Origin of the sequence: Streptomyces sp. NPDC001832 (assembly GCF_040297265.1) — a bacterium.
GTDB lineage: Bacteria > Actinomycetota > Actinomycetes > Streptomycetales > Streptomycetaceae > Streptomyces.
The window spans coordinates 21,474-41,262 of record NZ_JBEOYU010000013.1 but is presented as its reverse complement, the minus strand read 5'-3'; the positions used below and the strand labels follow the sequence as shown (position 1 = coordinate 41,262).

The 19,789-nt window shown below is 66.9% G+C and carries 18 protein-coding genes and 1 pseudogene; 6 read left to right on the top strand and 13 right to left on the bottom strand.

Annotation, left to right across the window (positions count from 1 at the left end; all coding sequences use genetic code 11):
- Positions 1 to 385 precede the first annotated feature (385 nt).
- Positions 386 to 1,042, bottom strand: coding sequence for a YoaK family protein (locus ABT115_RS13350; RefSeq protein WP_351787970.1), 657 nt, complete (start codon positions 1,040 to 1,042; stop codon positions 386 to 388).
- A 633-nt stretch (positions 1,043 to 1,675) separates the two neighbouring features.
- Between ABT115_RS13350 and ABT115_RS13345 the strand changes: the two genes are divergently transcribed.
- The gene (locus ABT115_RS13345; RefSeq protein ID WP_351787967.1) at positions 1,676 to 2,434 is read left to right on the top strand and encodes a hypothetical protein; all 759 of its coding nucleotides are present in this window, start codon (positions 1,676 to 1,678) and stop codon (positions 2,432 to 2,434) included.
- Between the two features lie 238 nt (positions 2,435 to 2,672).
- On the opposite strand, the gene ABT115_RS13340 is transcribed toward ABT115_RS13345, so the two are convergent.
- The 3 genes from ABT115_RS13340 to ABT115_RS13330 all read right to left on the bottom strand — a co-directional run bounded on the left by ABT115_RS13340 (position 2,673) and on the right by ABT115_RS13330 (position 5,177).
- A complete protein-coding gene (locus tag ABT115_RS13340) occupies positions 2,673 to 3,281 on the bottom strand; it encodes a GOLPH3/VPS74 family protein (protein WP_351787965.1) in 609 nt (202 codons plus the stop codon).
- A 357-nt stretch (positions 3,282 to 3,638) separates the two neighbouring features.
- Positions 3,639 to 4,361 carry a peptidoglycan recognition protein family protein gene (locus ABT115_RS13335; RefSeq protein WP_351787962.1) on the bottom strand — a complete coding sequence of 241 codons (723 nt, stop codon included), beginning with the start codon at positions 4,359 to 4,361 and terminating at the stop codon, positions 3,639 to 3,641.
- A 609-nt stretch (positions 4,362 to 4,970) separates the two neighbouring features.
- Positions 4,971 to 5,177 carry a DUF5988 family protein gene (locus ABT115_RS13330; RefSeq protein ID WP_351787959.1) on the bottom strand — a complete coding sequence of 69 codons (207 nt, stop codon included), beginning with the start codon at positions 5,175 to 5,177 and terminating at the stop codon, positions 4,971 to 4,973.
- 237 nt (positions 5,178 to 5,414) lie between these two features.
- On the opposite strand from ABT115_RS13330, the gene ABT115_RS13325 reads away from it, so the two are divergent.
- Both ABT115_RS13325 and qcrB read left to right on the top strand, forming a co-directional pair.
- On the top strand, positions 5,415 to 5,651 hold the full coding sequence (locus tag ABT115_RS13325) for a hypothetical protein (protein ID WP_351787957.1): 237 nt from the start codon (positions 5,415 to 5,417) through the stop codon (positions 5,649 to 5,651).
- Positions 5,652 to 6,058: 407 nt separating this feature from the next.
- Positions 6,059 to 7,699 carry a cytochrome bc1 complex cytochrome b subunit gene (qcrB, locus tag ABT115_RS13320; RefSeq protein WP_351787955.1) on the top strand — a complete coding sequence of 547 codons (1,641 nt, stop codon included), beginning with the start codon at positions 6,059 to 6,061 and terminating at the stop codon, positions 7,697 to 7,699.
- Between the two features lie 9 nt (positions 7,700 to 7,708).
- Here qcrB and ctaF read toward each other — a convergent pair whose 3' ends face one another.
- The 3 genes from ctaF to ABT115_RS13305 all read right to left on the bottom strand — a co-directional run bounded on the left by ctaF (position 7,709) and on the right by ABT115_RS13305 (position 10,471).
- Positions 7,709 to 8,098, bottom strand: a complete 390-nt coding sequence (gene ctaF / locus ABT115_RS13315) for an aa3-type cytochrome oxidase subunit IV (RefSeq protein ID WP_351787953.1) — start codon at positions 8,096 to 8,098, stop codon at positions 7,709 to 7,711.
- A complete protein-coding gene (gene ctaD, locus ABT115_RS13310) occupies positions 8,095 to 9,738 on the bottom strand; it encodes an aa3-type cytochrome oxidase subunit I (RefSeq protein ID WP_351788230.1) in 1,644 nt (547 codons plus the stop codon). The genes ctaF and ctaD overlap by 4 nt, the downstream gene beginning before the upstream one ends.
- 352 nt (positions 9,739 to 10,090) lie before the next feature.
- The gene (locus ABT115_RS13305) at positions 10,091 to 10,471 is read right to left on the bottom strand and encodes a hypothetical protein (RefSeq protein ID WP_351787951.1); all 381 of its coding nucleotides are present in this window, start codon (positions 10,469 to 10,471) and stop codon (positions 10,091 to 10,093) included.
- Positions 10,472 to 10,813: 342 nt separating this feature from the next.
- On the opposite strand from ABT115_RS13305, the gene ABT115_RS13300 reads away from it, so the two are divergent.
- Positions 10,814 to 11,539 carry a class I SAM-dependent methyltransferase gene (locus tag ABT115_RS13300; protein ID WP_351787948.1) on the top strand — a complete coding sequence of 242 codons (726 nt, stop codon included), beginning with the start codon at positions 10,814 to 10,816 and terminating at the stop codon, positions 11,537 to 11,539.
- 200 nt (positions 11,540 to 11,739) lie between these two features.
- Here the strand turns inward: ABT115_RS13300 and ABT115_RS13295 are convergent, their stop codons facing one another.
- Positions 11,740 to 12,870, bottom strand: a complete 1,131-nt coding sequence (locus tag ABT115_RS13295; protein ID WP_351788227.1) for a threonine synthase — start codon at positions 12,868 to 12,870, stop codon at positions 11,740 to 11,742.
- 622 nt (positions 12,871 to 13,492) lie between these two features.
- Between ABT115_RS13295 and ABT115_RS13290 the strand changes: the two genes are divergently transcribed.
- Complete coding sequence (locus tag ABT115_RS13290; protein WP_351787945.1) at positions 13,493 to 13,846, top strand: hypothetical protein; 354 nt, start codon at positions 13,493 to 13,495, stop codon at positions 13,844 to 13,846.
- Between the two features lie 376 nt (positions 13,847 to 14,222).
- Positions 14,223 to 14,462, top strand: a pseudogene (locus tag ABT115_RS13285) (mycothiol transferase); the annotation flags it as partial.
- Positions 14,463 to 14,551: 89 nt separating this feature from the next.
- On the opposite strand, the gene ABT115_RS13280 reads toward ABT115_RS13285, so the two are convergent.
- The 5 genes from ABT115_RS13280 to ABT115_RS13260 form a co-directional block, all read right to left on the bottom strand.
- Positions 14,552 to 15,370, bottom strand: a complete 819-nt coding sequence (locus ABT115_RS13280) for an urease accessory protein UreD (protein WP_351787942.1) — start codon at positions 15,368 to 15,370, stop codon at positions 14,552 to 14,554.
- Between the two features lie 17 nt (positions 15,371 to 15,387).
- Positions 15,388 to 16,101, bottom strand: coding sequence for an urease accessory protein UreG (ureG, locus tag ABT115_RS13275; RefSeq protein ID WP_351787940.1), 714 nt, complete (start codon positions 16,099 to 16,101; stop codon positions 15,388 to 15,390).
- 44 nt (positions 16,102 to 16,145) lie between these two features.
- The gene (locus tag ABT115_RS13270) at positions 16,146 to 16,820 is read right to left on the bottom strand and encodes an urease accessory protein UreF (protein WP_351787937.1); all 675 of its coding nucleotides are present in this window, start codon (positions 16,818 to 16,820) and stop codon (positions 16,146 to 16,148) included.
- A gap of 94 nt (positions 16,821 to 16,914) precedes the next feature.
- Complete coding sequence (gene ureC / locus ABT115_RS13265) at positions 16,915 to 18,921, bottom strand: urease subunit alpha (protein ID WP_502969089.1); 2,007 nt, start codon at positions 18,919 to 18,921, stop codon at positions 16,915 to 16,917.
- Entirely contained in the window at positions 18,908 to 19,612 is a 705-nt protein-coding gene (locus ABT115_RS13260) for an urease subunit gamma (RefSeq protein WP_351787932.1), read from the bottom strand. Before ABT115_RS13260 ends, ureC begins: the two co-directional genes overlap by 14 nt.
- Positions 19,613 to 19,789: the final 177 nt, after the last annotated feature.

Below are 19,789 nucleotides of genomic sequence, written 5' to 3'. Positions count from 1 at the left end.
TTGTCGTCGAGCCACTCGTTCTGCACCGGGACCAGCGGGTGCTGGACGCGGCCGGCCGCATCGAACCAGTTCAACCGGCGCTACGGCAGTCAGGTACATGTCGGAAGTTGATCAGTACCACCGGAAGACCCGATACCGTGCCGCGGATCACAGTCCGGGATGGGGATTCCCAGGAACGGGGTGCGACGGTTTGTCGTTCACCTCTATGTGGATGCCGCACACGCGCGCCCACACCCTGAGCCGCCCCGGCTGGATTCCCCCGATCCGGCCGGGGCTTCCCCTGACCCATGCGTGTCAGCCGGAATCTGTCCGGCACCGTCGACGCGATGACTATCTGGACGGAGTTCCGTATCGGCCTTGCCAAGGCCGGACGGGGTGGGCCCGGTCAGCCCCGGGAGGTCCGCCTGGGTACCGACTCGACCAACAGCGCACCCGCTGCAGGCACCACGGCCGCCATAGCTGCGGCGCCGGGCCAGAAGCGTACCGACAGCGCGGTCACTGCCGCCCCTGCCACGACTGCGATCAGTCGGCCTGCCACCCAGCTGTCCCCCTGATCCCGCGACCTCAGCGTCACGCGGCTGACGAGAGACGTGAGCGTGCCTGTGAAGTAATTGGTGGGCGTCGCGCGGATACGGCCCTGAATTCCCATGGCCACGGCAATGAGTACCAGCAGGCCCAGCCGGTCCCCGTCGGAGGTGATCAGGTCCAGCGCCCACAGCACAGCCCCCGTCGCCAGCAGTGCCACCTCGATCAGCAGCATCACCGGCAGAGGCCACCGTAGCCGCTCGCTCATCCATGCACAGCACATGACCCCGAAGCTGTACGAAACGAGCGCGTTGATCACGCGCAGGGCCACCCCGTGCTCCCCGACACCGGCGGCGGAAGCGCCCAGCAGCACCAGATTCCCGGTCATCACCCCGGCGAAGACCTGACCGACACAGATGAAGACGAACGCGTCGGCAGCCCCGGAAGCAGCCGACAGGAGCAGCAGGGCCGATTCGCTCCGTGGATCGCGTCCGGTGAGGAGAGTAGGAGTAGACACGCCTGCATTCTCGGCTCAGCGCCGCCGAAGCCGCCGACGCGCAGCCGGCACGGCGCGGCGAGCCATAGCCGAGCACCGGCGCCGCGCCGGTTGACGGCGACACGACTTCAGGGTGCTGCATCGCATCCATATCCGGCCAGCCACCCGATGGGCGGAGTCGTCCGGGGCCTCGGAGTCAGCTGCGCGGTCGGGATCATCCGTAAGGAGTCGGGGTCATCCGTAAGGAGAGGAACGGCCGACTGCTTGCTGCCCTCTACGTGGCCGCCGACAGCGAGCCGCGGGCGGGGACGGACTGGCTGCTGGAGGCGTTCGACGGCGCGTCATCTGCGAGCCGGTCCAGCCCGCGAGTCGGCCCTACCCGGGTCGTGTCAACGACGACACGCTGTCACCAAGGGTGAGAAGGCATCAGTAAGTCGCCTGGACGGGCTAACGACGCATCAACTGGTAATTACTTTTGGGCGATATGACGTCTTTTCAGATTGTCTGAAAATGGCATACGGGTGGCTTGTGTACCCCGATCGGCGTCCCGGCGCCATCCTTCCAACGCGTCCGATATGACAGCTATGGGGGCCGTCAGTACGTTCAATCACGGGCCAGCTGCTCAGCCGGCCTCTCTGAGACAGGAGAAGTGACATGGTTACGCGTTCCACCGTCGTTACCGCCGCACTCGCGGCCGCCGCGGCACTGGCCGCCACCGGCATCACCTACGCCTCGGCCGCCTCCTCCGAGCCGGCCCAGGCAGCCCCGGTCGTCCAGCAGGCCACCGCCCCCGTTTCGGCACTCAACGGCGAGGCCGGCGGGGGCAACGAGGGCGGGGGCAACGAGGACAAGGGCGGCAACGAGGACAAGGGCGGCAACGACAACGGCGGCAACGAGGACAAGGGCGGCAACGACAACGGCGGCTACGGCAAGGGTGGCAACGACGAGGGCGGCAACGACGAGGGCGGCAACGACGAGGGCGGATATGGCAAGGGCGGAAACGACGAGGGTGGATACGGCAAGGGCGGCAACGACGAGCGTCGCGGCGAGCGGCGCCACTTCCTGGGCCGTGTCCACATCAACGAGCGCACCTACCCCGCGGTAGCGGACGGCTGCATCACGGTGGTCAGCGGTCTCGGTTCCAAGAGCCTCAACATCCGCAACGACAGCCACAAGACCGTCGAGGTCTTCCGCGGGGCGACCTGCGACAACGGCGCTCCGTTGGCCACTGTCGGACCCTGGAGCTCCAGCGACGGCGTTCGTCCGGGCCGCGTCAAGGGCGGCGTGAAGGTTCACCACGGAGTCGTGGGCAGCTTCCGAGTGATCCGTAGTCACCACGGCGGCTTCGAGAAGGGCGGCTTCGAGGAGGGCGGCTTCGAGGAGGGCGGCTTCGAGGAGGGCGGCGACTACTGAGACCGGTGATCGGGCATCATCACGATGGCCGGTAATCAAACACCACTGAGCTGGTGACCGAGTCACCCGCCTGACGCAGAACCCCGGCCCGCCGGAATCGGGCCGGGGTTCCAGTCTGGGGACCTCCGGCCGGTGTTATCAGCCTGTACAGCCGGCGCACGCCAGCAGCGTCCGGCGGCTGATCGAGCCGCCCTCGGGGACGCGCTGGAAGCACAGCCCGCGACACAGTGTCTCTATGTCATTCGCCTCGCCAGATGTTGTCGAAGGCCGCCTTGTCGAGGGCTCGCCGTTGCCGTTGGAACGCCAGATCCCTCAACGCGTCATCAACGGCGGCGAGCACCGTCGCCACCGCGTCGTCGGTCACACCGGGGAAGTCGCCGATGGGCTTGTCGCGGATTCCGACGGCCACTGCAAGGGCGGCGAGGATGGGCTCTTGCGATGCCCAGCGGTCAGCCGCCTCGCGGCGAGCGGGTGAATCGACCAACACCATCTGAGTGGCCCGGAAAGGCATCCAGCGGAAGCGGCGTTGCTGAGTGAGCTGTCCTTCCGCCTCAAGGGCGTCCAGATAGGCTCTGGACAGGCCGCGGCCTCTGCGCCACAGCCAGTCTTCGAGTGACTCGTAAGGCGCTTGTAGAACGAGCGACGAGGTGGCCTCATCCAACAGGCGATCAGCCATTGCCGGCGGGTGGCTCGGCACGATCTGATCGCCCTCCAGCCTGATGGCCTCGGCACTCAGGAGGTCGATCACCTCGGCTCCCGCGAGCGCAAGCGACAGATTGCCTCGCTCCAGAGGACGGCTGGCCGCCATGTCTATGGCGGCGATGAGCAGGTCCCGCGGTGTGGTCATGGATGGCTCCACGTCAGGGGCATCAGTAGCGATGCGACGCTGAGCAGCTGGTCCGGCGCCCGGCGTGACGCCGAGTGGCAAGGTCAGCTGTCGAAATCGGTGGCCGCCGCGATCGCTGCACGGATTTGCTGCGCGTGGGCCGGTGGCCGTGAAGTCCGCTCGGCCCGACGCCGTCCACCAGCTTACGGAGCACTGGCGGCAGCTGCATCCCGCACTGATCGCCGTCGCCCGCCGGGGGAGCGCGTATCTTGGCCGTGTTGGCATGCGACCGTGGCCGTCACTGTCGCCGCCAGCAGGTGGTCCCCGGCGACACACACTCGCTCACGTCTGCCGACGCGAGTGCGGAGTGCAGGCGAGCTACTGCGCGGGATGCCGGTCGGCTTGCTCGTCCACGGCAAGTGGAGCGAGCCGGGCCGGGCCCTGCATCCCCAGGTTCACTGGTTGGAGGCTCCGTAAGCCCGCGAGAAGGGCGGCGTCAGAGGTTGCTCGTGGGGGCCTGCCCTGGAGGCCGGCAGCGATCTTCCGGATCGCGGGGAGTCGCGCGAACAGTGCCTCTCCGGGGCAGCTGGTGGCATAGCCGTCGCGATGGCCGGAGATGGCGTCGAAATCTGCCGAAGTCCCCTTGGTGTAGCGGCTCTTGTCGTTCGTGGACGTGAGCCGCACCTTGCTGGTGGGGTCGATACCGCTCAAGCCGAGTTTCCAGGCGGCGACGGCTGCGATCGCGTGTTCCATGGCTGCCGGTACGGGCGTGCCTCGTCCGAAGGTGCCGATCGCTGCAATTCCCGTGGTGCCCTGGTTGAACCCGAGGGTGTGGGAGCCGACGACGGGGCGGTCGGCACCGCCGGCGCGGCCTTCGTAGACGGTGCCGCATTTGTCGACGAGGAAGTTGTAGCCGAGGTCCCCCCACCTCTGGTCACGGGTCTGGCCGGTATACAGATTGCGCAGGGTACGCGGGACGTCGGCGCAGTCGTAGCCGTTGGGCGTGTCGGTGTGATGGATGAAGACCGCCGTTACCCCTTGTGCGTAGTGGGCATACGGGTCGCGCTTGGTCTCATCGGCCCGCCACTGCGTACGCGACACGATGGCGGGCCGACGCGCCGCACGGGGGAATGGTATTGACGTCGCCCCGAGGGCCGGGAACGGCAGCGCGGAATCGACCACCGAATCCGGAGCTGCCCCAGCCCGCCATGCGGAAAGGGGGCCTTCCGGTGTCGTGTCGCCGACGGCACCGGCCGTCGTCACTCCCGGTGGTGCCGCCATGAGAGAAACTGCCACAGGAGCTGTGACCCACAGCGCTAGTCGGTACAGACGCACGGGAAAACCTTCTTCGTCTTTCGCCGAGGGGACGGCGGGAGCGCGTATGTCCAATAGCTTTGCGGTGGCGGGTTTGCTGCGCGCCCCGGGTTACTGCAGACAGGCGAGCGTGTTGGACTCCTGCCGACTGCCGAGAGGGGGTGCGCGGGTGACCGCTTCCCTTATCGGTGTGGGTGTGCGATGACGAGTCGTTGTACGCACAGCCGCCCCTGCCACATGGGCCGACCGGTACCTGCCCGGCACCTGGCCGAATTCGCCTGCCACCTGTTCGACGAGGCTGACGGCGTCCTGCTCCGCGTGTAAATCCCCGAGCGCTCCCACTGCACCTCTCATGCTGCGGCAGGACAGAACGCCAGGGCGGTTACGGGACAGCCCTCACCCGGGGACTTCCGTGCGCTCCCACCATTCGTAGACAGGCAACTGACCTTCAGAAGTCTCCTGGTGACGTTTCGTCACCTTGAAGTGCTCGTATCCACCACGGAACGGGATCTTGATGTCGAGTCCGGGCGTGGTGATGGAAACGATCCGCTCAGGAAGATCGTCGGGGCCGCCCTCAAGGACTGCTTTCATTGCGTTGTTCATGGCGGAAGTTTCCCCTGAGGCTGGACCGGCTTCTCCATGACGCGCCGAAGGGATCACCGCCGTGTGTCCTGCCGGTATCCCAGCAGCACGCCCGCCGCTTCCTCGAGGGGGAGGTCGCCTCCACGCTGTGTGACCTGCGGGCAGCTGGCTCGGCCGCAGGGGTGATGTCATCTGAAGTCGCGATACCCGTCCTACCGCCGGGCATACTGCCGACCATGGCGTGGAACCGATCCATGCATGACCGAAAGTGCGAGCCCTCATATCTCAATGCCTCGGATCACCGTGCTGAAAGTACAGCCAGGTGATCCGCCCTACCGCCTTGTGGAGATCGACGGGGAGGTCGTCAGCGCGGCAACATCGATGACGGACGTGCTCTCCACCGCCGCGGCCGCAGGCATCAGGGTCCACGACCTCGACGACCCGGACGTGATCCGGTGGGTGGGTGGTGGCAAGTTCACCTGGAGGCTGCACTAAGGGCTGTCCCGTAGTCCGTGGTGGATCAGCGCGCGGCGTCAGGTGCGGTGCGTCGCAAGGCGGAGGGACGTCCGCCACGGCTCGCTGGGGTGTGCCGCATTGAGTTTGGTCGGCCAGAATCACCTGCTGCTCTGAAGGAGTGTTCTGTCGCAGGCCGAGTCCTGGCCTGTGGGACCTGCAGCATGCGCTGGTAAGCGCCGTCTCTGGCCCACCTGCTCCAACGCGAACCGCGGCAATATACCGGTCGACCTCGTGCGGCTCCGCCCTGCACGTCAGGGCCACGTCGGCCGATCAGGTGCCGAAACCGTGATTCTGCGTAGTCCCTTTGAGTAATGCGTTACCCGTAAAGGGCGAACCGGAACAATAAGGGGCGCGGGGTGGCAGGAAGATCGACGGGAGAGTGGTGCATGCCCCTGCGGAGACGTAAGGCGCAACTGAAGGCCCGGGCCGGGCAGGCGGCGGTCAGTGGATACGGCGCAGTGGATGGGCGCCTGCCCGTCAGTGAGCTGGCCAGTCAGTTGCTGCGCAAGGCCTTTCCCGACCACTGGTCTTTTCTCCTCGGCGAGATCGCCCTTTACTCCTTCGTGGTCCTGCTTCTTAGCGGCGTGTACCTCACCCTGTTCTTCAACCCGAGCATGATGGAGAGCGTCTACACCGGTTCCTATGTGCCTCTTCAGGGCGAGAGGATGACGCAGGCCTACGCCTCCACCATCGACATCAGCTTCTCCGTGCGTGGGGGCCTGCTGATCCGTCAGATCCACCACTGGGCGGCACTGGTGTTCGTCGCCGCGATCGCTGTCCATATGCTGCGCATCTTCTTCACCGGCGCCTTCCGCAAACCGCGGGAGGTCAACTGGATCTTGGGCACTACCCTGTTCGTACTCGCGCTCCTCGAAGGATTCGCAGGCTATTCACTGCCCGACGACCTGTTGTCCGGTACGGGCCTGAGGACAGCGGCCACCATTGTGGGGTCGATCCCTGTCGTTGGAACATACCTGGAGCTGTTCGTCTTTGGCGGACAATTTCCGGGCAGTGCCGTGATCCCACGCCTGTACCCCGTGCATGTCCTGCTCGTGCCCGGTCTGATTGTGGCGCTCATCACCGCTCATCTCATCCTGGTGGTCTATCTCAAACACACCCACTGGGCAAGTCAGGGGAAGACCAATAGGAACGCCGTCGGCTCACCGGCGTTCCCTCACTTCACCGCGAAGACCACAGGTTTCTTCTTTATGGTGTTCGGTGTACTGACCTTGCTGGGCGCGCTCGCCCAGATCAATCCCGTATGGAAGTATGGCCCCTACCGCGCCAGTCAGGTTTCCGGTGACGCGCAGCCGGACTGGTATGTCGGGTTCCTGGAGGGCGCGCTCCGGCTGATGCCGCCGTGGGAGACCGACATCGCGGGCCACACCATCATGTGGAATGTGTTCATTCCGGCGATCGTGCTGCCAGGCGTGGTCTTCACAGTGCTGTTCCTCTATCCCTTTTTCGAGAAGTGGGTGACGGGCGACCGCGGGGAACACCATCTGTGCGACCGGCCACGCAACCGGCCGACCCGTACGGGGCTCGGCGTGGCGGCCATCGTCTTCTACGCAGTGCTTTTGGTCGCCGGCGGCAACGACGTCGTCGCCTTCTCGTTCAGGGTTTCGGTCCAGGCCATGACCTGGATCCTCAGAATCGCGCTGATCGCCGCCCCTCTTCTGGCCTTCGCGCTGACCAAACGCCTCTGCCTCGCCCTTCAGATGCGGGACCGTCGCCGGCTGAACGAGGGCGAGGAGACCGGCCAGGTGATCCAGTCGATGAACGGCGACCTCTCGGAGGGTCACCGCGGCCTGAGCCCGACGGCCCGCTACCGCATCCTGATGCGTGATGTCCCGACACCCCTGAAGCCCCCCGCGGAAGGCCCCATCACCCGTCGGCGACGTCTTCGGACCGTACTGAGCGGCTGGTACTACGGGGACCTCGTGGAACTGCCCGCCACGGAGGAGCAACGGTCCTGGATCGCGGAGCGGTCGGCGCCGCCGGAGGCGGTCCGCGAGCCCGAGAACTGAGAGCCGTCCTCAGTCCCGTGCACGCACGTACTGGAAGACCATTCCGAACATCCCCGCCAGGACCACGCCCAGCCCGATCAGCAAGAGCCACAGACCGAACACCACACCGAGGGCGAGCAGGGCCGTCCCCGCGGCTGTCACTGATGGCCAGATGCTGTGCGGAGGAAAGAAGTCCACCGGGCCGGACCGCTCATGGACGCGCCCGTCCGCGCGGTCCTCGGGGCGCAGTCCCTTCCTCCGGTAATTGGTGGCGAAGAAGAACGTGACCAGCGACGCCATGAGGAACGAGACGGTAAGAGCCGCCGTGCCTGTCGGATCACGGGACCACACGGCGTAGAGAACATCGGTCACGAGGAAGAACCCCGCGACTCCGGCGAAGAGAATGGCCTCGGTCTTCATTCGCCCGACTCCTCTTCGGCGCCCGATGCGGACTGGGACCCGCCTCGCCCGAGGCCCGGCTTCTCCCTCTCCGGCGTGAGGGGGTGTTGCAGGTCGAAGGCCGGCGAGTCTGAACGTACGCGGGGCAGAGCCCGGAAATTGTGCCTCGGCGGTGGGCAGGAGGTCGCCCACTCCAGGGAACGGCCGAACCCCCACGGATCGTCCACCTCGACCCTGGGTGCGTAACGGCTGGTGCGCCACACGTTGTACAGGAACGGCAGAGTCGACAGGCCCAGCAGAAAGGAGCCGACGGACGAGATCGTATTGAGCAGGGTGAAGCCGTCCGCCGCGAGATAGTCGGCGTAACGCCGAGGCATTCCGGACTCCCCCAGCCAGTGCTGGACGAGGAAGGTCAGCTGAAATCCGACGAACAAAATCCAGAAATGAATACGTCCGATGCGTTCATCCAGCATGCGTCCGGTCAACTTGGGCCACCAGAAGTAGAATCCGCCGAACATCGCGAAGACCACTGTCCCGAAGAGTACGTAATGGAGGTGGGCGACGATGAAGTACGAATCGGTGAGATGGAAGTCCAGCGGGGGTGAGGCGATCAGCACTCCACTGAGGCCGCCCAGGAGAAACGTAACGAGGAAGCCAATCGCCCAGAGCATGGGTGTCTCGAACGAGATACTGCCGTGCCACATGGTGCCGATCCAGTTGAAGAACTTGACGCCCGTGGGCACGGCGATGATGAACGACATGGCGGAGAAAAAGGGCAGGAGAACGGCTCCCGTCGCGAACATGTGGTGGGCCCAGACGACCGCCGAGAGCATGGTGATGCTTACCGTGGCCATCACCATTCCGATGTACCCGAACATTGGCTTCCGGCTGAAAGTGGGAATGATCTCGCTCACCACTCCGAAGAAGGGCAACGCGACAATGTAGACCTCGGGATGACCGAAGAACCAGAACAGGTGCTGCCACAGCAGCGCCCCGCCGTTGGCGGAGTCGTAAACATGCGCACCGAACTTCCGGTCGGCTTCGAGGGCGAGCAGGGTGGCGGTGAGCACCGGAAAGGCGAGTAGCGCGAGGATCGAAGTGAACAGAATGTTCCAGGTGAAGATCGGCATTCGGAACATGGTCATGCCCGGCGCGCGCAGACAGACAATCGTGGTGATGAAATTGACCGATGCCAGGGTCGTGCTGATCCCCGACAGCACCAGACCCATGGTCCAGAGGTCTCCGCCGGCGCCGGGCGAAAAGACGGAACTGTTCAGCGGGGCGTAGGCGAACCAGCCGAAGTGCGCCGCGCCGCCGGGCACCACGAATCCGGACACCACGATGATTCCGCCGAAGAGGAAGAGCCAGTAGGTGAGCGCGTTGAGGCGGGGGAAGGCGACGTCGGGCGCGCCGATCTGCAGCGGCATGATGGCGTTCGCGAAGCCGCCGAACATCGGCGTGGCGAACAGCAGCATCATGACGGTGCCGTGGATGGTGAACAGCTGGTTGTACTGTTCTGCGCTGACGATCTGAAGTCCTGGCCGGGACAGCTCCGCTCGCATGAGCATGGCCATCACTCCGGCCACCAGGAAGAACCCGAACGCGGTGACCATGTAGAGATTGCCGATGACTTTGTGGTCCGTGGTCGTCAGCCAGCCCATGAGCCTCACGCCGGCATTGATGCGTCTGTTGGCCACAGGCTCGGCCGACGCGGCTTCCTGCAAGTTCTGCGCCATCGGTTCTCCGTCCCGCCAGGTTGACTCGATGGTGGAGCCTGCCACCATGGGCGGCCTGTACGACTGGCGGTGACACCTCGAATTTCACCAGTTCACCGGTGCTCCGATCGGGTGCCGCTCGGACGTCTGCTCCTCCCTCGCCGTCCCAGCAGGGCCGGACCCGCTGTCCTGTGCCATCGAAGTTTGATCTTTGCCATCGAAGGTTGATCATCAGTAAGTTCGTGCCGTCGATTCCTAATGCCGTTTGTCAAGCCGTTCTGGTTGGGTGCGTGGGGGTTCAGTCGGCCGACGTCTCGCACCTCTCGATCTTTGTAACGACTGATCGGCGTTGCAGCCCGTCGGCAATGCGCTCCATCTCGACCAGCGTGCCAACCAGGCCAGTCTTTTGGAGCGCGCTGGCCATCACCCGTGCCTGGCCCAGGGACAGGTGGAGCATCTCGCGCAGGACTCGCAAGACGGGGACGAGGCTCGACTCGTCGTCCGCGAGGCGAAGCCGTGCGGGCCCATGCTCTGCCAGCAGGGCATTCCTGATCTCTTCAGGAGTCGCTCCGCCTGTGTCCTGCTCGCACCACCCGTTGGGGCAGGCAGTGCATGCACCTTCGGTGCCCCACCACAACTGCCCATGGTCGATGTACTGGCCAACGTCGAGTATCAGCACGCCACCGCAGTCGTTGCACCGCGCCGTGACCTTTACTCCTTGAGTGATCACCGGGCTCCTCACCGTCGGATGTCAGCAAGCGGATACTCCCGCAAGCCTGCCCGTCAGTCGACCGTGTTACCGCTGACCCGGCAGATCGGCTGTACGACAGAGGCGTCACGCTGCACTCACAGGGCCTGACCGCCACGGAGACATGGCGCTACTTCCTCGACAACCATGACTCCTGGATCCCCCTGATCACCATCACGGCGCTCTACATCACCCTCGCCTGAGAACCCCAGCCAGCCGAGTCCGGCGAAACTCAGTAGCTCTTCGAGGTCGACTCTGCATACGTTCGGCCGCATGGCTGACGACTGCTTCGGGTATCCACGACTCGCCGCGATCTACGATCCGCTCGACCCCGACCGCAGCGATCTCGATGCCTACCTCCGAATGGCGGAAGAGTTCGGGGCGCGCCAAGTTCTGGACATCGGCTGCGGCACCGGGGTGTTCGCACTTCTCCTGGCCGACCGCGGGATCGACGTTGTCGGCATCGATCCTGCCCAGGCATCCGTCGACGTCGCCCGGGCCAAACCGGGCAGTGAGCGAGTGCGCTGGATCTGCGGTGACGCGACAGCCCTCCCGTCACTGCAGGTCGACCTCGCGACGATGACAGCGAATGTCGCCCAGGCCATCGTTGATCCGGACACCTGGCAGAAGACGCTGCAGGGAGCCTACGAGGCACTACGGCCCGGCGGGCACCTGGTCTTCGAGACCCGCGATCCGGCCAGACGCGCCTGGGAAGAGTGGACCCGCGAGCACTCCTACCGTGTGACGGAGATCCCGGGCGTCGGCTCCGTTGAGAGCTGGGTCCAGCTGATCGAGGTGAGCTGGCCTCTCGTGACCTTCCGCTGGACCTACGTCTTCGCAGCGGACGAACAGGTGCTGACGTCAGATTCCACACTGCGCTTACGAGAACGCGAAGAGATCGAGACGGACCTGGTCGCCCACGGCTATGTGGTCCAAGACGTGCGCGATGCGCCTGACCGGCCAGGCAAAGAGTTCGTCTTCCTCGCACGGCGCCCCTGATGTCGGCGTTCGCCTGAGAGTGCACCGACCGGTACGCGCAACGTGCACAACGCGCCGTATGCCACAGCGCCGGGGTACCCGACAGCCAGCCACCCTCGGGACACGTGGCTTTGTCCACGAGATGGACAGCAGTTGTTCAGCACTTTGGACAGCACCCAGCCCTGTCGCTGTTCGATTACGTGGTCAGGGAAGCCGGTGCATCAGTCGCGAATTCCCGCCGCGTGGAGTCTGCTGCGCACGTCGTCCCAATCCGGGGCGATCGTCTCGGTTCGGCGGAGGCCGACGCTGCGGTTCTTGAAGCCACTTGAGGTCGAGATACAGACCACCGGGCCTTCGAGGTCGACGACGGTGCGCAGCCCCGCGAGTCCGGCGGCGCTGGAGAGTTCGGTCCACAGGCCGACTCGGGCGAGCTTCTGGTGAGCGGCTTCGAGTTGTGCGTCGCTGAGTTCGAGGACCTGGCCGCCGCTGTCCTGGATGGTGACCACGCCGCGGTAGCCGCTGACCGGGGAGACGATGGAGTATGCCTCGGTCAACCCCACCGTGGCGTGAGCCGCGGGCACCCCGCGCCGCAAGGCCTCGGCGAGCGGCGCGGCCGCGGTCGGCTGGCACGCGTACATCCGCGGCAGCCGCTCGGTCAGGCCGAGGCGCCGAAGTTCGGTGAATCCCTTCCAGATACCGAAGAGGAGTTCGCCATACGCCGTGGGGACGAACACGGCTGCGGGGACGCCGAGGTCCTGGTGGATCTCGTAGGCGATGGTCTTGTATCCCTCGGGACCGAAGGCGTGGCCGGTGTGGGTGGTGGTGAGGCTGCTGACCGGATGCAGGCCCGTCCGGTCGACGATCCGGCGCATCAGCGGCCACCTCGCTTCCCAGGGCACCGGCAGAACCACCGCCTCGTAGGCGTTCAGGAAAGAATCGACGGCGGGCGGCAGTTCGGGGCCCGCTATGACCACGCAGCGCAGGCCGGCGCGGGCAGCGTAGGCGGCCGCAGAGGCCCCGTGGTTGCCGGACGACGCTACGACAATTCCCGGGGCTCCGGAGGCGACGGCGGCGCTGACAGTACACCGGTTCATGCGGTCCTTGTGGCTCCAGGTGGGGTTACGAGACTCATCCTTGATGAAGACACCGGTTTCCACCTCGATCAGCGGCGTGCCGCCTTCACCCAGCCCCGGTGCGGCGAGCGGCGGCAGCAGCGGCGCCCAGTGGTCCAGGCCGCTGCCCCGCCCCGTAGCAGTGGCGAACATGACGGGGTCAACCTGGTCGTAGGCGTAATCGACCTCGACTGGATAGGAGATTTCGTCGGTGCTGGTGCGCGGGCATCCGCTGGTCATCGGGGGCCACAACGGGTAGCTGACCGTGGGATCGCCCAGCGATCGCTGAAGGGTTGCCAAAGACCGTTCTGCCGTCACATCTTGAGCCTATCGATCTTCTCGCGTACGAAGATTGTGATGGACGTGAAGGGGAGGAACAGCCGTGGGCGAGCAGCCTTGTCCGGCGCAGTGGCAGCAGCCACCACCGGTCGAGACCGGCTGAGAGGGCGACCAGAACCGCAGCCGCCCCGGCCAGGAAGACAAGGGCACCGGCAGGCCGCTCGGACATCGCCTACCACCAAGTGCCCTGTGACACCGCCACGGTGGCCCCGCCGATGAGCACGACCGCCGCCGGTGCGAACGGGGGACCGCCCGCCCTCGCCGATGCCCTGACCATTGCTGCCCGCGACGGCGAGCGGGACGACGCCACGGCCGTGGTGCACCTCCACCGGGAACGCCGGAAGGCGGTCGCCGCCGATACCGATCGGGCCAGGGATCGTTGTCCGTACGTGAGTGGCTCCGACTCCCTTTCCTTGTTCGATCGGCTCTCCGTGCTGGCGGATGCTGCCAGGACGCGGCGGGGTGGAGGGCTGGTCGCCGGTCGACGTGGATTTCGCAAGGAGACAAGAGGATGAACGCATCGATGAGAACTGCAGCCGCAGGAGCGGTCGGCATCGCCGTACTGGCTCTGACGACACCCGCGGCGAGGGCCGTCGGCGAGAACACGAGCGAGGCAGCCGGCGTAGTCTGCGGCACCGATGGCACATCGGGGCTCACGGTGGGGACGGCCCACGCCAGGGACTGCGCCACAGCACTCCAGGTCGCGAGCGCCTACACGCGGAGCTGGAACAGCGGCGGCGAAGGGGCCACGACCGTCCACGCCGCAGGATCCTTCTGGAGCTGTCGCGAACAGCCGGGCCCGTTGAATCCGTATCAGGAATGCGTCGAGACAGGCGACATCGTCGGCGCCGGTCGGTGGGTCACCCTGACGTCCTGATCAAGACTCCTGTCGACGCTACGGGCCTGCTGGTCGCAGCGCTCGCCGATCCTGCTTCGGAGGTGTGCTCATGATGTACGTCCGCATGCTCGTGACGGCGGCCGGAACTGGGACCGAGGTCGACGTCACGAAGGACTTCCCGCTGGGCGGTGGGTGCACCAGCAACGGAAGGCGCTGCGGGTCAGCGAGCTGTAGGAGCGGCGCAAGGAGCTGCTCGACTTGCCGGAGGCCGGGATAGGTGTGGGAGCCCGGTGCCTTCCCCCGGCCGCAAAGTCTCGCTGAGTTCACTACTGGGGCTAGCAGGCGCGGGAGACCAAGCTCGCCGCGCTCCGGTCCTACCTCGGCCCGGGACGACCGGTCGGGGTCAGGGTCGTCCAGCACCACACCCCGCAACCGCCGCCGCGACACCACGCCGCCCCGGACCGGGAGCAGCGAGGCCGAGGTCCTGCGCGGGTTCCTCGACTATCTGCGGACGTCGATCGCGGCGATGGTCGACGGTGCGCTCGAGCCGCAGGCGCGAGCGGCCGCCGTGCCGTCGGGCACGAACCTGCTCGGGCTGTTCAACCACCTGACGTTCGTTGAGCGTTCGGTGTTCCTCGGGGACGATGTCAGTGACCGGGGTCGGGCAGCCAGTCCTGCCGGTCCCTCGCTTCCCGCCCCCAGGAAGGGTGGCCGCCGGCGGACCGATGGCTGTGGGGTCCTTGCCTATGGGATGGGCGCTCGTCGTTGTGCCTCGTCGAGGTGGTGGCGCAGCCGGGTGGCGGTATCGGCCACCACGGTGGCCAGGAGTGCCGGGCCGGCCAGGGGGGCCAGTACGCCCTGGGCCGGGGTGTCGGGGTCACCGAGGAGGATCGGCGGGCGGGCCGCCGGGGTGAGGGACGGGTCGACGACGAGGAGTTGGCCGCAGGCGCGGTGCGGGCCCACGACGGCCGGGCCGTCCCAGCCGGGGTGGGGGGCGCCGTAGGCGGTGTGCTGATCGAGGAGGGGGCGGTCGGCGCGGAGCACGGTGAGGCGGGTGGTCAGAAGGCCGCTGGTTTCACCGGTGCGGCCGAGGACCTGTTCGTCTCTCAGGATGAGGCGGGCGGTGGGGGCGAGGTCGACGGTGCAGGTCTGGCGGAGGTTGCTGCCGTTGGTGCTGATCAAAGGCTGCGGCAGCCAGTGCAGGACGGCGTTGTCGCAGACGGTGAGGCGGATGTCGTAGGTGGCGGCGTCGCTGGTGGAGCCGCGCAGGGCAATGGTGGAGGCGGCTGCGGTGATCTGGAGGCGGGCGCGCGGGCCTACATCGACATGGAGCGCGAGCCGGTCACCGCCGAGGGGGCCGCTCATGGCTCCGATGATGTCGATGCGGGCCAGGTCGCCGCGGGGGCGGAGCCTTTGGAGATGGAAGGGGCCGTCGCTGCTGAGGAGCGGGAGGGTGGTGGTGTGGCCGTTATGGGCGGCGCGCACCCGGGCGGTGGCCACGACGCCGGATGGGTCCGGGAGGGCCGCGGGGAGGTGCGCCAAGTCTTCGGCGAGTGTGCTCATGTCTCCTGCCGGGTCGGTCAGTGCGCGGCGACGGCGGGTTCGGGCCGTGCGGTTCCGCCGCGCCAGGCGGTGAGGCGTTCGAGCACCCAGTCGGCGACGGGCCCAACGCCGTCGTCGCCGGTGAGGGAGGTGAACACGACGGGGAGGCCGCCGCGCCGCTGGGCCGCGTCGGAGGCCATGGTGTCGAGGTCGGCGCCGACGTACGGGGCGAGGTCGGTTTTGTTGACGACGAGGAGGTCGGCGGTGGTGATGCCGGGGCCGCCCTTGCGGGGGATGTCGTCGCCGCTGGAGACGTCGATGACAAAGATCTGCGTGTCGACCAGGCCCTTGGAGAAGGTGGCGGTGAGGTTGTCGCCGCCGGACTCGACGAGGATCAGGTCGAGGGGGCCGAGGCGGTCTTCGAGTGTTTCCACGGCCTCCAGGTTGGCGGAGATGTCGTCGCGGATCGCGGTATGTGGGCAGGCTCCGGTCTCCACGGCGGTGATCCGTTCGGGGGGCAGGACGGCCTCACGGAGCAGGAACTCGGCGTCCTCACGGGTGTAGATGTCGTTGGTGACGACGGCCAGCGTGTACCGGTCGCGCAGGGCGCGGCACAGGGCGGCGACGGTGGCGGTCTTGCCGGAGCCGACGGGACCGCCGAGGCCGATCCTGAGGGCGCGGCGGGTGCCGTCGGGGCGGATGGCGTCGGCGGAGACGGCGCCAGGGCCATCGTGCGTGTGGTCGAGGTGCATGGGGGGTGAGCTCCTTCTGGTGTGCGCGGAGTCCGGTTTCGGCGTCAGGAGGCGAACAGGCGCGTCGGCCAGGCGGCGTGCTGTTCTGCGGTGATGTCGAGCAGGGGCGACGACGCGGCCGGTAGAACGCCGACTCCCTCCTCGGCGACATGAGCGGCGGCGTCGGCGGCCCTGCGGGCGACGGCGTCGATGTCGTCGCAGAGGCGGGCGATGACCGCGGTGGCGTCGAACGGGTCGAGGCCAAGGAGCCGTACGGCCGCGGTAGCGGGGCCGGTGACGTGGTCGAAGGCCGCGGCGTGTGCAGCGTCCAGCGCGGTGAGGTCGGCTGCCCGGGCGGCGACGCCCAGCACCACGGGCTGGTGAGCGCCGCCCGGCAGATCGTGTGCGAGCTGCTCCAGCGCCTCGCACGGCCAGGCCGCACGGGCCGCCCGCAGCATCTGCCGGCCCAGCTTGCGGGCCGTGGCCCGCAGCGCCGGGGCGGGAGTACGGGCATCGGCGGCCGCGTCCAGGACGAGCGGGTCGCATCCGGCGGCGGCAGCGGCGGCCAACGCGGCAGTGGTGAGGCCCGCGGTGTGCAGGCGGCCACGGCAGAACGCGTGAAGGGTGGCGGGATCACGGACGGCCCGGGCGGCGACGGCGGCCTCGACACCGCCGGAATGCGCGTGGCCTCCTGCCGGGAAACGGCCGTCGGCGAGGACGAGGAGAGCGGGACGGCTCATGGACGACTGGCCATGCCTTTCAAGGGGCGCGACGTAGGGACGGGCGGGCGGCTTCCGGTCTGCCGGGCTGCCCGCTCTGTCGTTCGCCGGACGGTCAGAAGATGAAGTAGCGCTGGGCCATGGGGAGTTCCGACGCGTAGTGTGTCGGGGTCGGCCGCTGGGGGCAGCGCGCCTCCTCGGCCTGCGCCTGTTCCTCCTTCTGCTGGCGCAGTTCGGTGATGCAGGTGTCCTCGATGAACACCTCGTAGGTGTCCGGGTCGACCCGGATGTTCGGCGTGGCGTCGTTGAGGATCATGTCCTTTTTGAACACCTGGCGGGTGTCCTTGATCTCGTACAGGGACTTGCTGATGCCGAGTGACTCTCGTGTGACCGTGGCCTGTGGGCTGACGAAGTTGAACGAGTTGGCTCCTGGTGCGTTTCCCGTGGCACCCCACATCGGTCGGGGCAGGACGGGCTGCGGCGTGGGGATGGACGCGTTGGCGTCACCAACCTGTGCGTAGGCGATCTGCCCGCCCTTGAGGACCAGGTGCGGCTTCACGCCGAAGAACTTCGGCTCCCACAGCACCAGGTCCGCCAGCTTGCCCCTCTCCACGGAGCCGATCAGGCCGTCCACACCCTGGGCGATGGCCGGGTTGATCGTGTACTTGGCGACGTAGCGGCGGGCGCGGAAGTTGTCCGCCTCCTCCCGGTGCCGATTCTGTTCCGCTTCGGTGCCTTCGCGCAGCTGCCCGTAGCGTGTCCTCATCACATGCGCGGTCTGCCAGGTCCGCATGATCATCTCGCCGATGCGGCCCATGGCCTGCGCATCGGACGACATGATCGAAATGGCGCCCATGTCGTGCAGCAGATCCTCGGCCGCCATCGTCGAGGGCCGTACCCGGGAGTCGGCGAAGGCCCGGTCGGCCTCCAGCTCCGGATTGAGGTGGTGGCAGACCATCATCATGTCGATGTGCTCCTTGACGGTGTTGACCGTCAAAGGGCGCGTCGGGTTGGTGGATGCGGGCAGGACGTTGGGCTCCCCGCACAGGGTGATCATGTCCGGGGCGTGGCCGCCGCCGGCACCCTCGATGTGGAAGATGTGCAGGGGACGGTCCTTGAACGCGTCCTTGGTGCTCTCCACGAAGCCCGCCTCGTTCAGCGAGTCCGCGTGCAGGGCGACCTGCACACGGTTGGAGACCAGGCCGCCCTTCTTCTTGTCGTCCTCCGGTCTGTTCCGGCCCTCGCACACCTTCAGACAGGTATCGATGACCTCCGGGGTGGCCCCCCAGTCCTCGTGGATCTTGAAGCCGATCACGCCGGACTTCACCTGGTCGAGCATCGACTCGCGGGACATGGTGTTGCCCTTGCCCAGCACCCCGATGTTCACCGGGAACTGATCGAGCGCCTGGAAGAGACGCTCGACGTGCCATTTGCCCGGGGTGACCGTGGTCGCGGTGGACCCCTCGGCCGGTCCGGTGCCACCGCCGATCAGGGTCGTCACCCCGGAGGCGAGGGCCTCTCCGACCTGATCCGGGCAGATGAAATGGACGTGGGTGTCCACCCCGCCCGCGGTCAGGATGCGGCCCTTGCCGGAGATCACCTCGGTCTCCGGGCCGATCACGAAGTCCGTCGGCCCGTCCGCCCGGCCCTCGTGGATCGTGGCCATGGTCTCCGGGTTGTACGCCTTACCGAGGGCGGCGATCTTCCCGTCGCGGATCGCGACGTCCGCCTTGACCACGCCCCAGTGATCCAGGATCACAACGCCGGTGATCACCGTGTCCGGAGGGCCGTTCTCGCCGTCGCCGCGTGGCGTCGCCGACTGGCCCATCGACTCACGGATCACCTTGCCGCCACCGAAGACCACCTCGTGCCCGCTCCTGCTCACCAGCGGGCTGACCTTGCTCTCGTCCCTGCCCTGGCAGTTGTCCTTGTCCTCGGGCGCAGGAACGACCGGAAGGCTTACCCGCCGGTCTTTGGACAGACCGCCTGCCCAGTCGTCGGTGACCTTGATACGCAGCGCGGTGTCCGCCAGGCGGATCTCGTCCCCGGTCGTCGGCCCGAAGAGGTCGACGTACACCTCGCGCTTGATCGTCTTGGTGCTCTTCCGCTCAGCCACGGTCATCCGCCCCCTTACCCACCGAGTCGCCCGGGGCCTGGTCCTCGAGTTGTCCGCGGACCCGCCCACGCAGCCCCAGTACCTTCCGCTCGCCCTCGATGGGCACCAGCTCTACCCTGCGGCGATCGCCCGGCTCGAACCGTTCGGACGTACCGGCGGGGACGTTGAGCCGCTTGCCGTACGCCGCTTTCCTGTCGACGTCGGGCTCCCCGTTGGCCCCGTAGAAGGCGAGCCCCTCGTTGGTCTCGTAGAAGTGGTAGTGAGACCCGACCTGCACCGGCCGGTCGGTCGGGTTGTGCACCTCGATCTCAGTAACGTCCAACTCCGGGTTCAATGGCACCGACTCGTCGACGAAGTCGACTTTGCCAGGGTGGAGTTCGATCTCCTCGCGCGGTGCGTCGAACGGGTCGTGGATGGTCACCAGCTTCGTGCCGTCCGGGAACGTCGTCTCGATCTGGACGTTGTCGATCATCTCCGGGACACCGTCCATGACGTCGTCCCGGGTCAGGAAGTCTCGACCCGAGTCCATGATTTCGCCGACGCTCCGGCCGATCCGTGCCTGGTCGTAGACGTAGGCGGTGAGCAGCGCCATCGCCTCCGGGTAGTTGAGCTTGATTCCCTGCTCCCTGCGCTGTCGTGCCACGGCGGCGGCCACATAGACCAGCAGGCGCTCCTGCTCATGGGGACTGAAATGCATGGTGCCCTTCTCGGATCCAGCAACGAACCTCTGTCGATGGCGCGGGGCGGGGCGGGCCCACTGGTTCCATGGACCGAGCCACGCTGCACCGCACTTGATCGTCTTTGGCCGGGCCAGCACATCGAAGCAAAACCGTCCTTTTCACCTCGGACGGGCGGAATGGCGAACATTCCGACG

Excerpts from the sequence above, each read along its gene's own strand:
- ABT115_RS13345 (WP_351787967.1), top strand. The coding sequence starts at position 1,676 with ATGGTTACGCGTTCCACCGTCGTTACCGCCGCACTCGCGGCCGCCGCG.
- ABT115_RS13340 (WP_351787965.1), bottom strand. The coding sequence starts at position 3,281 with ATGACCACACCGCGGGACCTGCTCATCGCCGCCATAGACATGGCGGCC.
- ABT115_RS13330 (WP_351787959.1), bottom strand. The coding sequence starts at position 5,177 with ATGAACAACGCAATGAAAGCAGTCCTTGAGGGCGGCCCCGACGATCTT.
- ABT115_RS13325 (WP_351787957.1), top strand. The coding sequence starts at position 5,415 with ATGACCGAAAGTGCGAGCCCTCATATCTCAATGCCTCGGATCACCGTG.
- qcrB (WP_351787955.1), top strand. The coding sequence starts at position 6,059 with ATGCCCCTGCGGAGACGTAAGGCGCAACTGAAGGCCCGGGCCGGGCAG.
- ctaF (WP_351787953.1), bottom strand. The coding sequence starts at position 8,098 with ATGAAGACCGAGGCCATTCTCTTCGCCGGAGTCGCGGGGTTCTTCCTC.
- ctaD (WP_351788230.1), bottom strand. The coding sequence starts at position 9,738 with ATGGGCTGGCTGACGACCACGGACCACAAAGTCATCGGCAATCTCTAC.
- ABT115_RS13300 (WP_351787948.1), top strand. The coding sequence starts at position 10,814 with ATGGCTGACGACTGCTTCGGGTATCCACGACTCGCCGCGATCTACGAT.
- ABT115_RS13295 (WP_351788227.1), bottom strand. The coding sequence starts at position 12,870 with ATGACCAGCGGATGCCCGCGCACCAGCACCGACGAAATCTCCTATCCA.
- ABT115_RS13290 (WP_351787945.1), top strand. The coding sequence starts at position 13,493 with ATGAGAACTGCAGCCGCAGGAGCGGTCGGCATCGCCGTACTGGCTCTG.
- ABT115_RS13280 (WP_351787942.1), bottom strand. The coding sequence starts at position 15,370 with ATGAGCACACTCGCCGAAGACTTGGCGCACCTCCCCGCGGCCCTCCCG.
- ureG (WP_351787940.1), bottom strand. The coding sequence starts at position 16,101 with ATGCACCTCGACCACACGCACGATGGCCCTGGCGCCGTCTCCGCCGAC.
- ABT115_RS13270 (WP_351787937.1), bottom strand. The coding sequence starts at position 16,820 with ATGAGCCGTCCCGCTCTCCTCGTCCTCGCCGACGGCCGTTTCCCGGCA.
- ureC (WP_502969089.1), bottom strand. The coding sequence starts at position 18,921 with ATGACCGTGGCTGAGCGGAAGAGCACCAAGACGATCAAGCGCGAGGTG.
- ABT115_RS13260 (WP_351787932.1), bottom strand. The coding sequence starts at position 19,612 with ATGCATTTCAGTCCCCATGAGCAGGAGCGCCTGCTGGTCTATGTGGCC.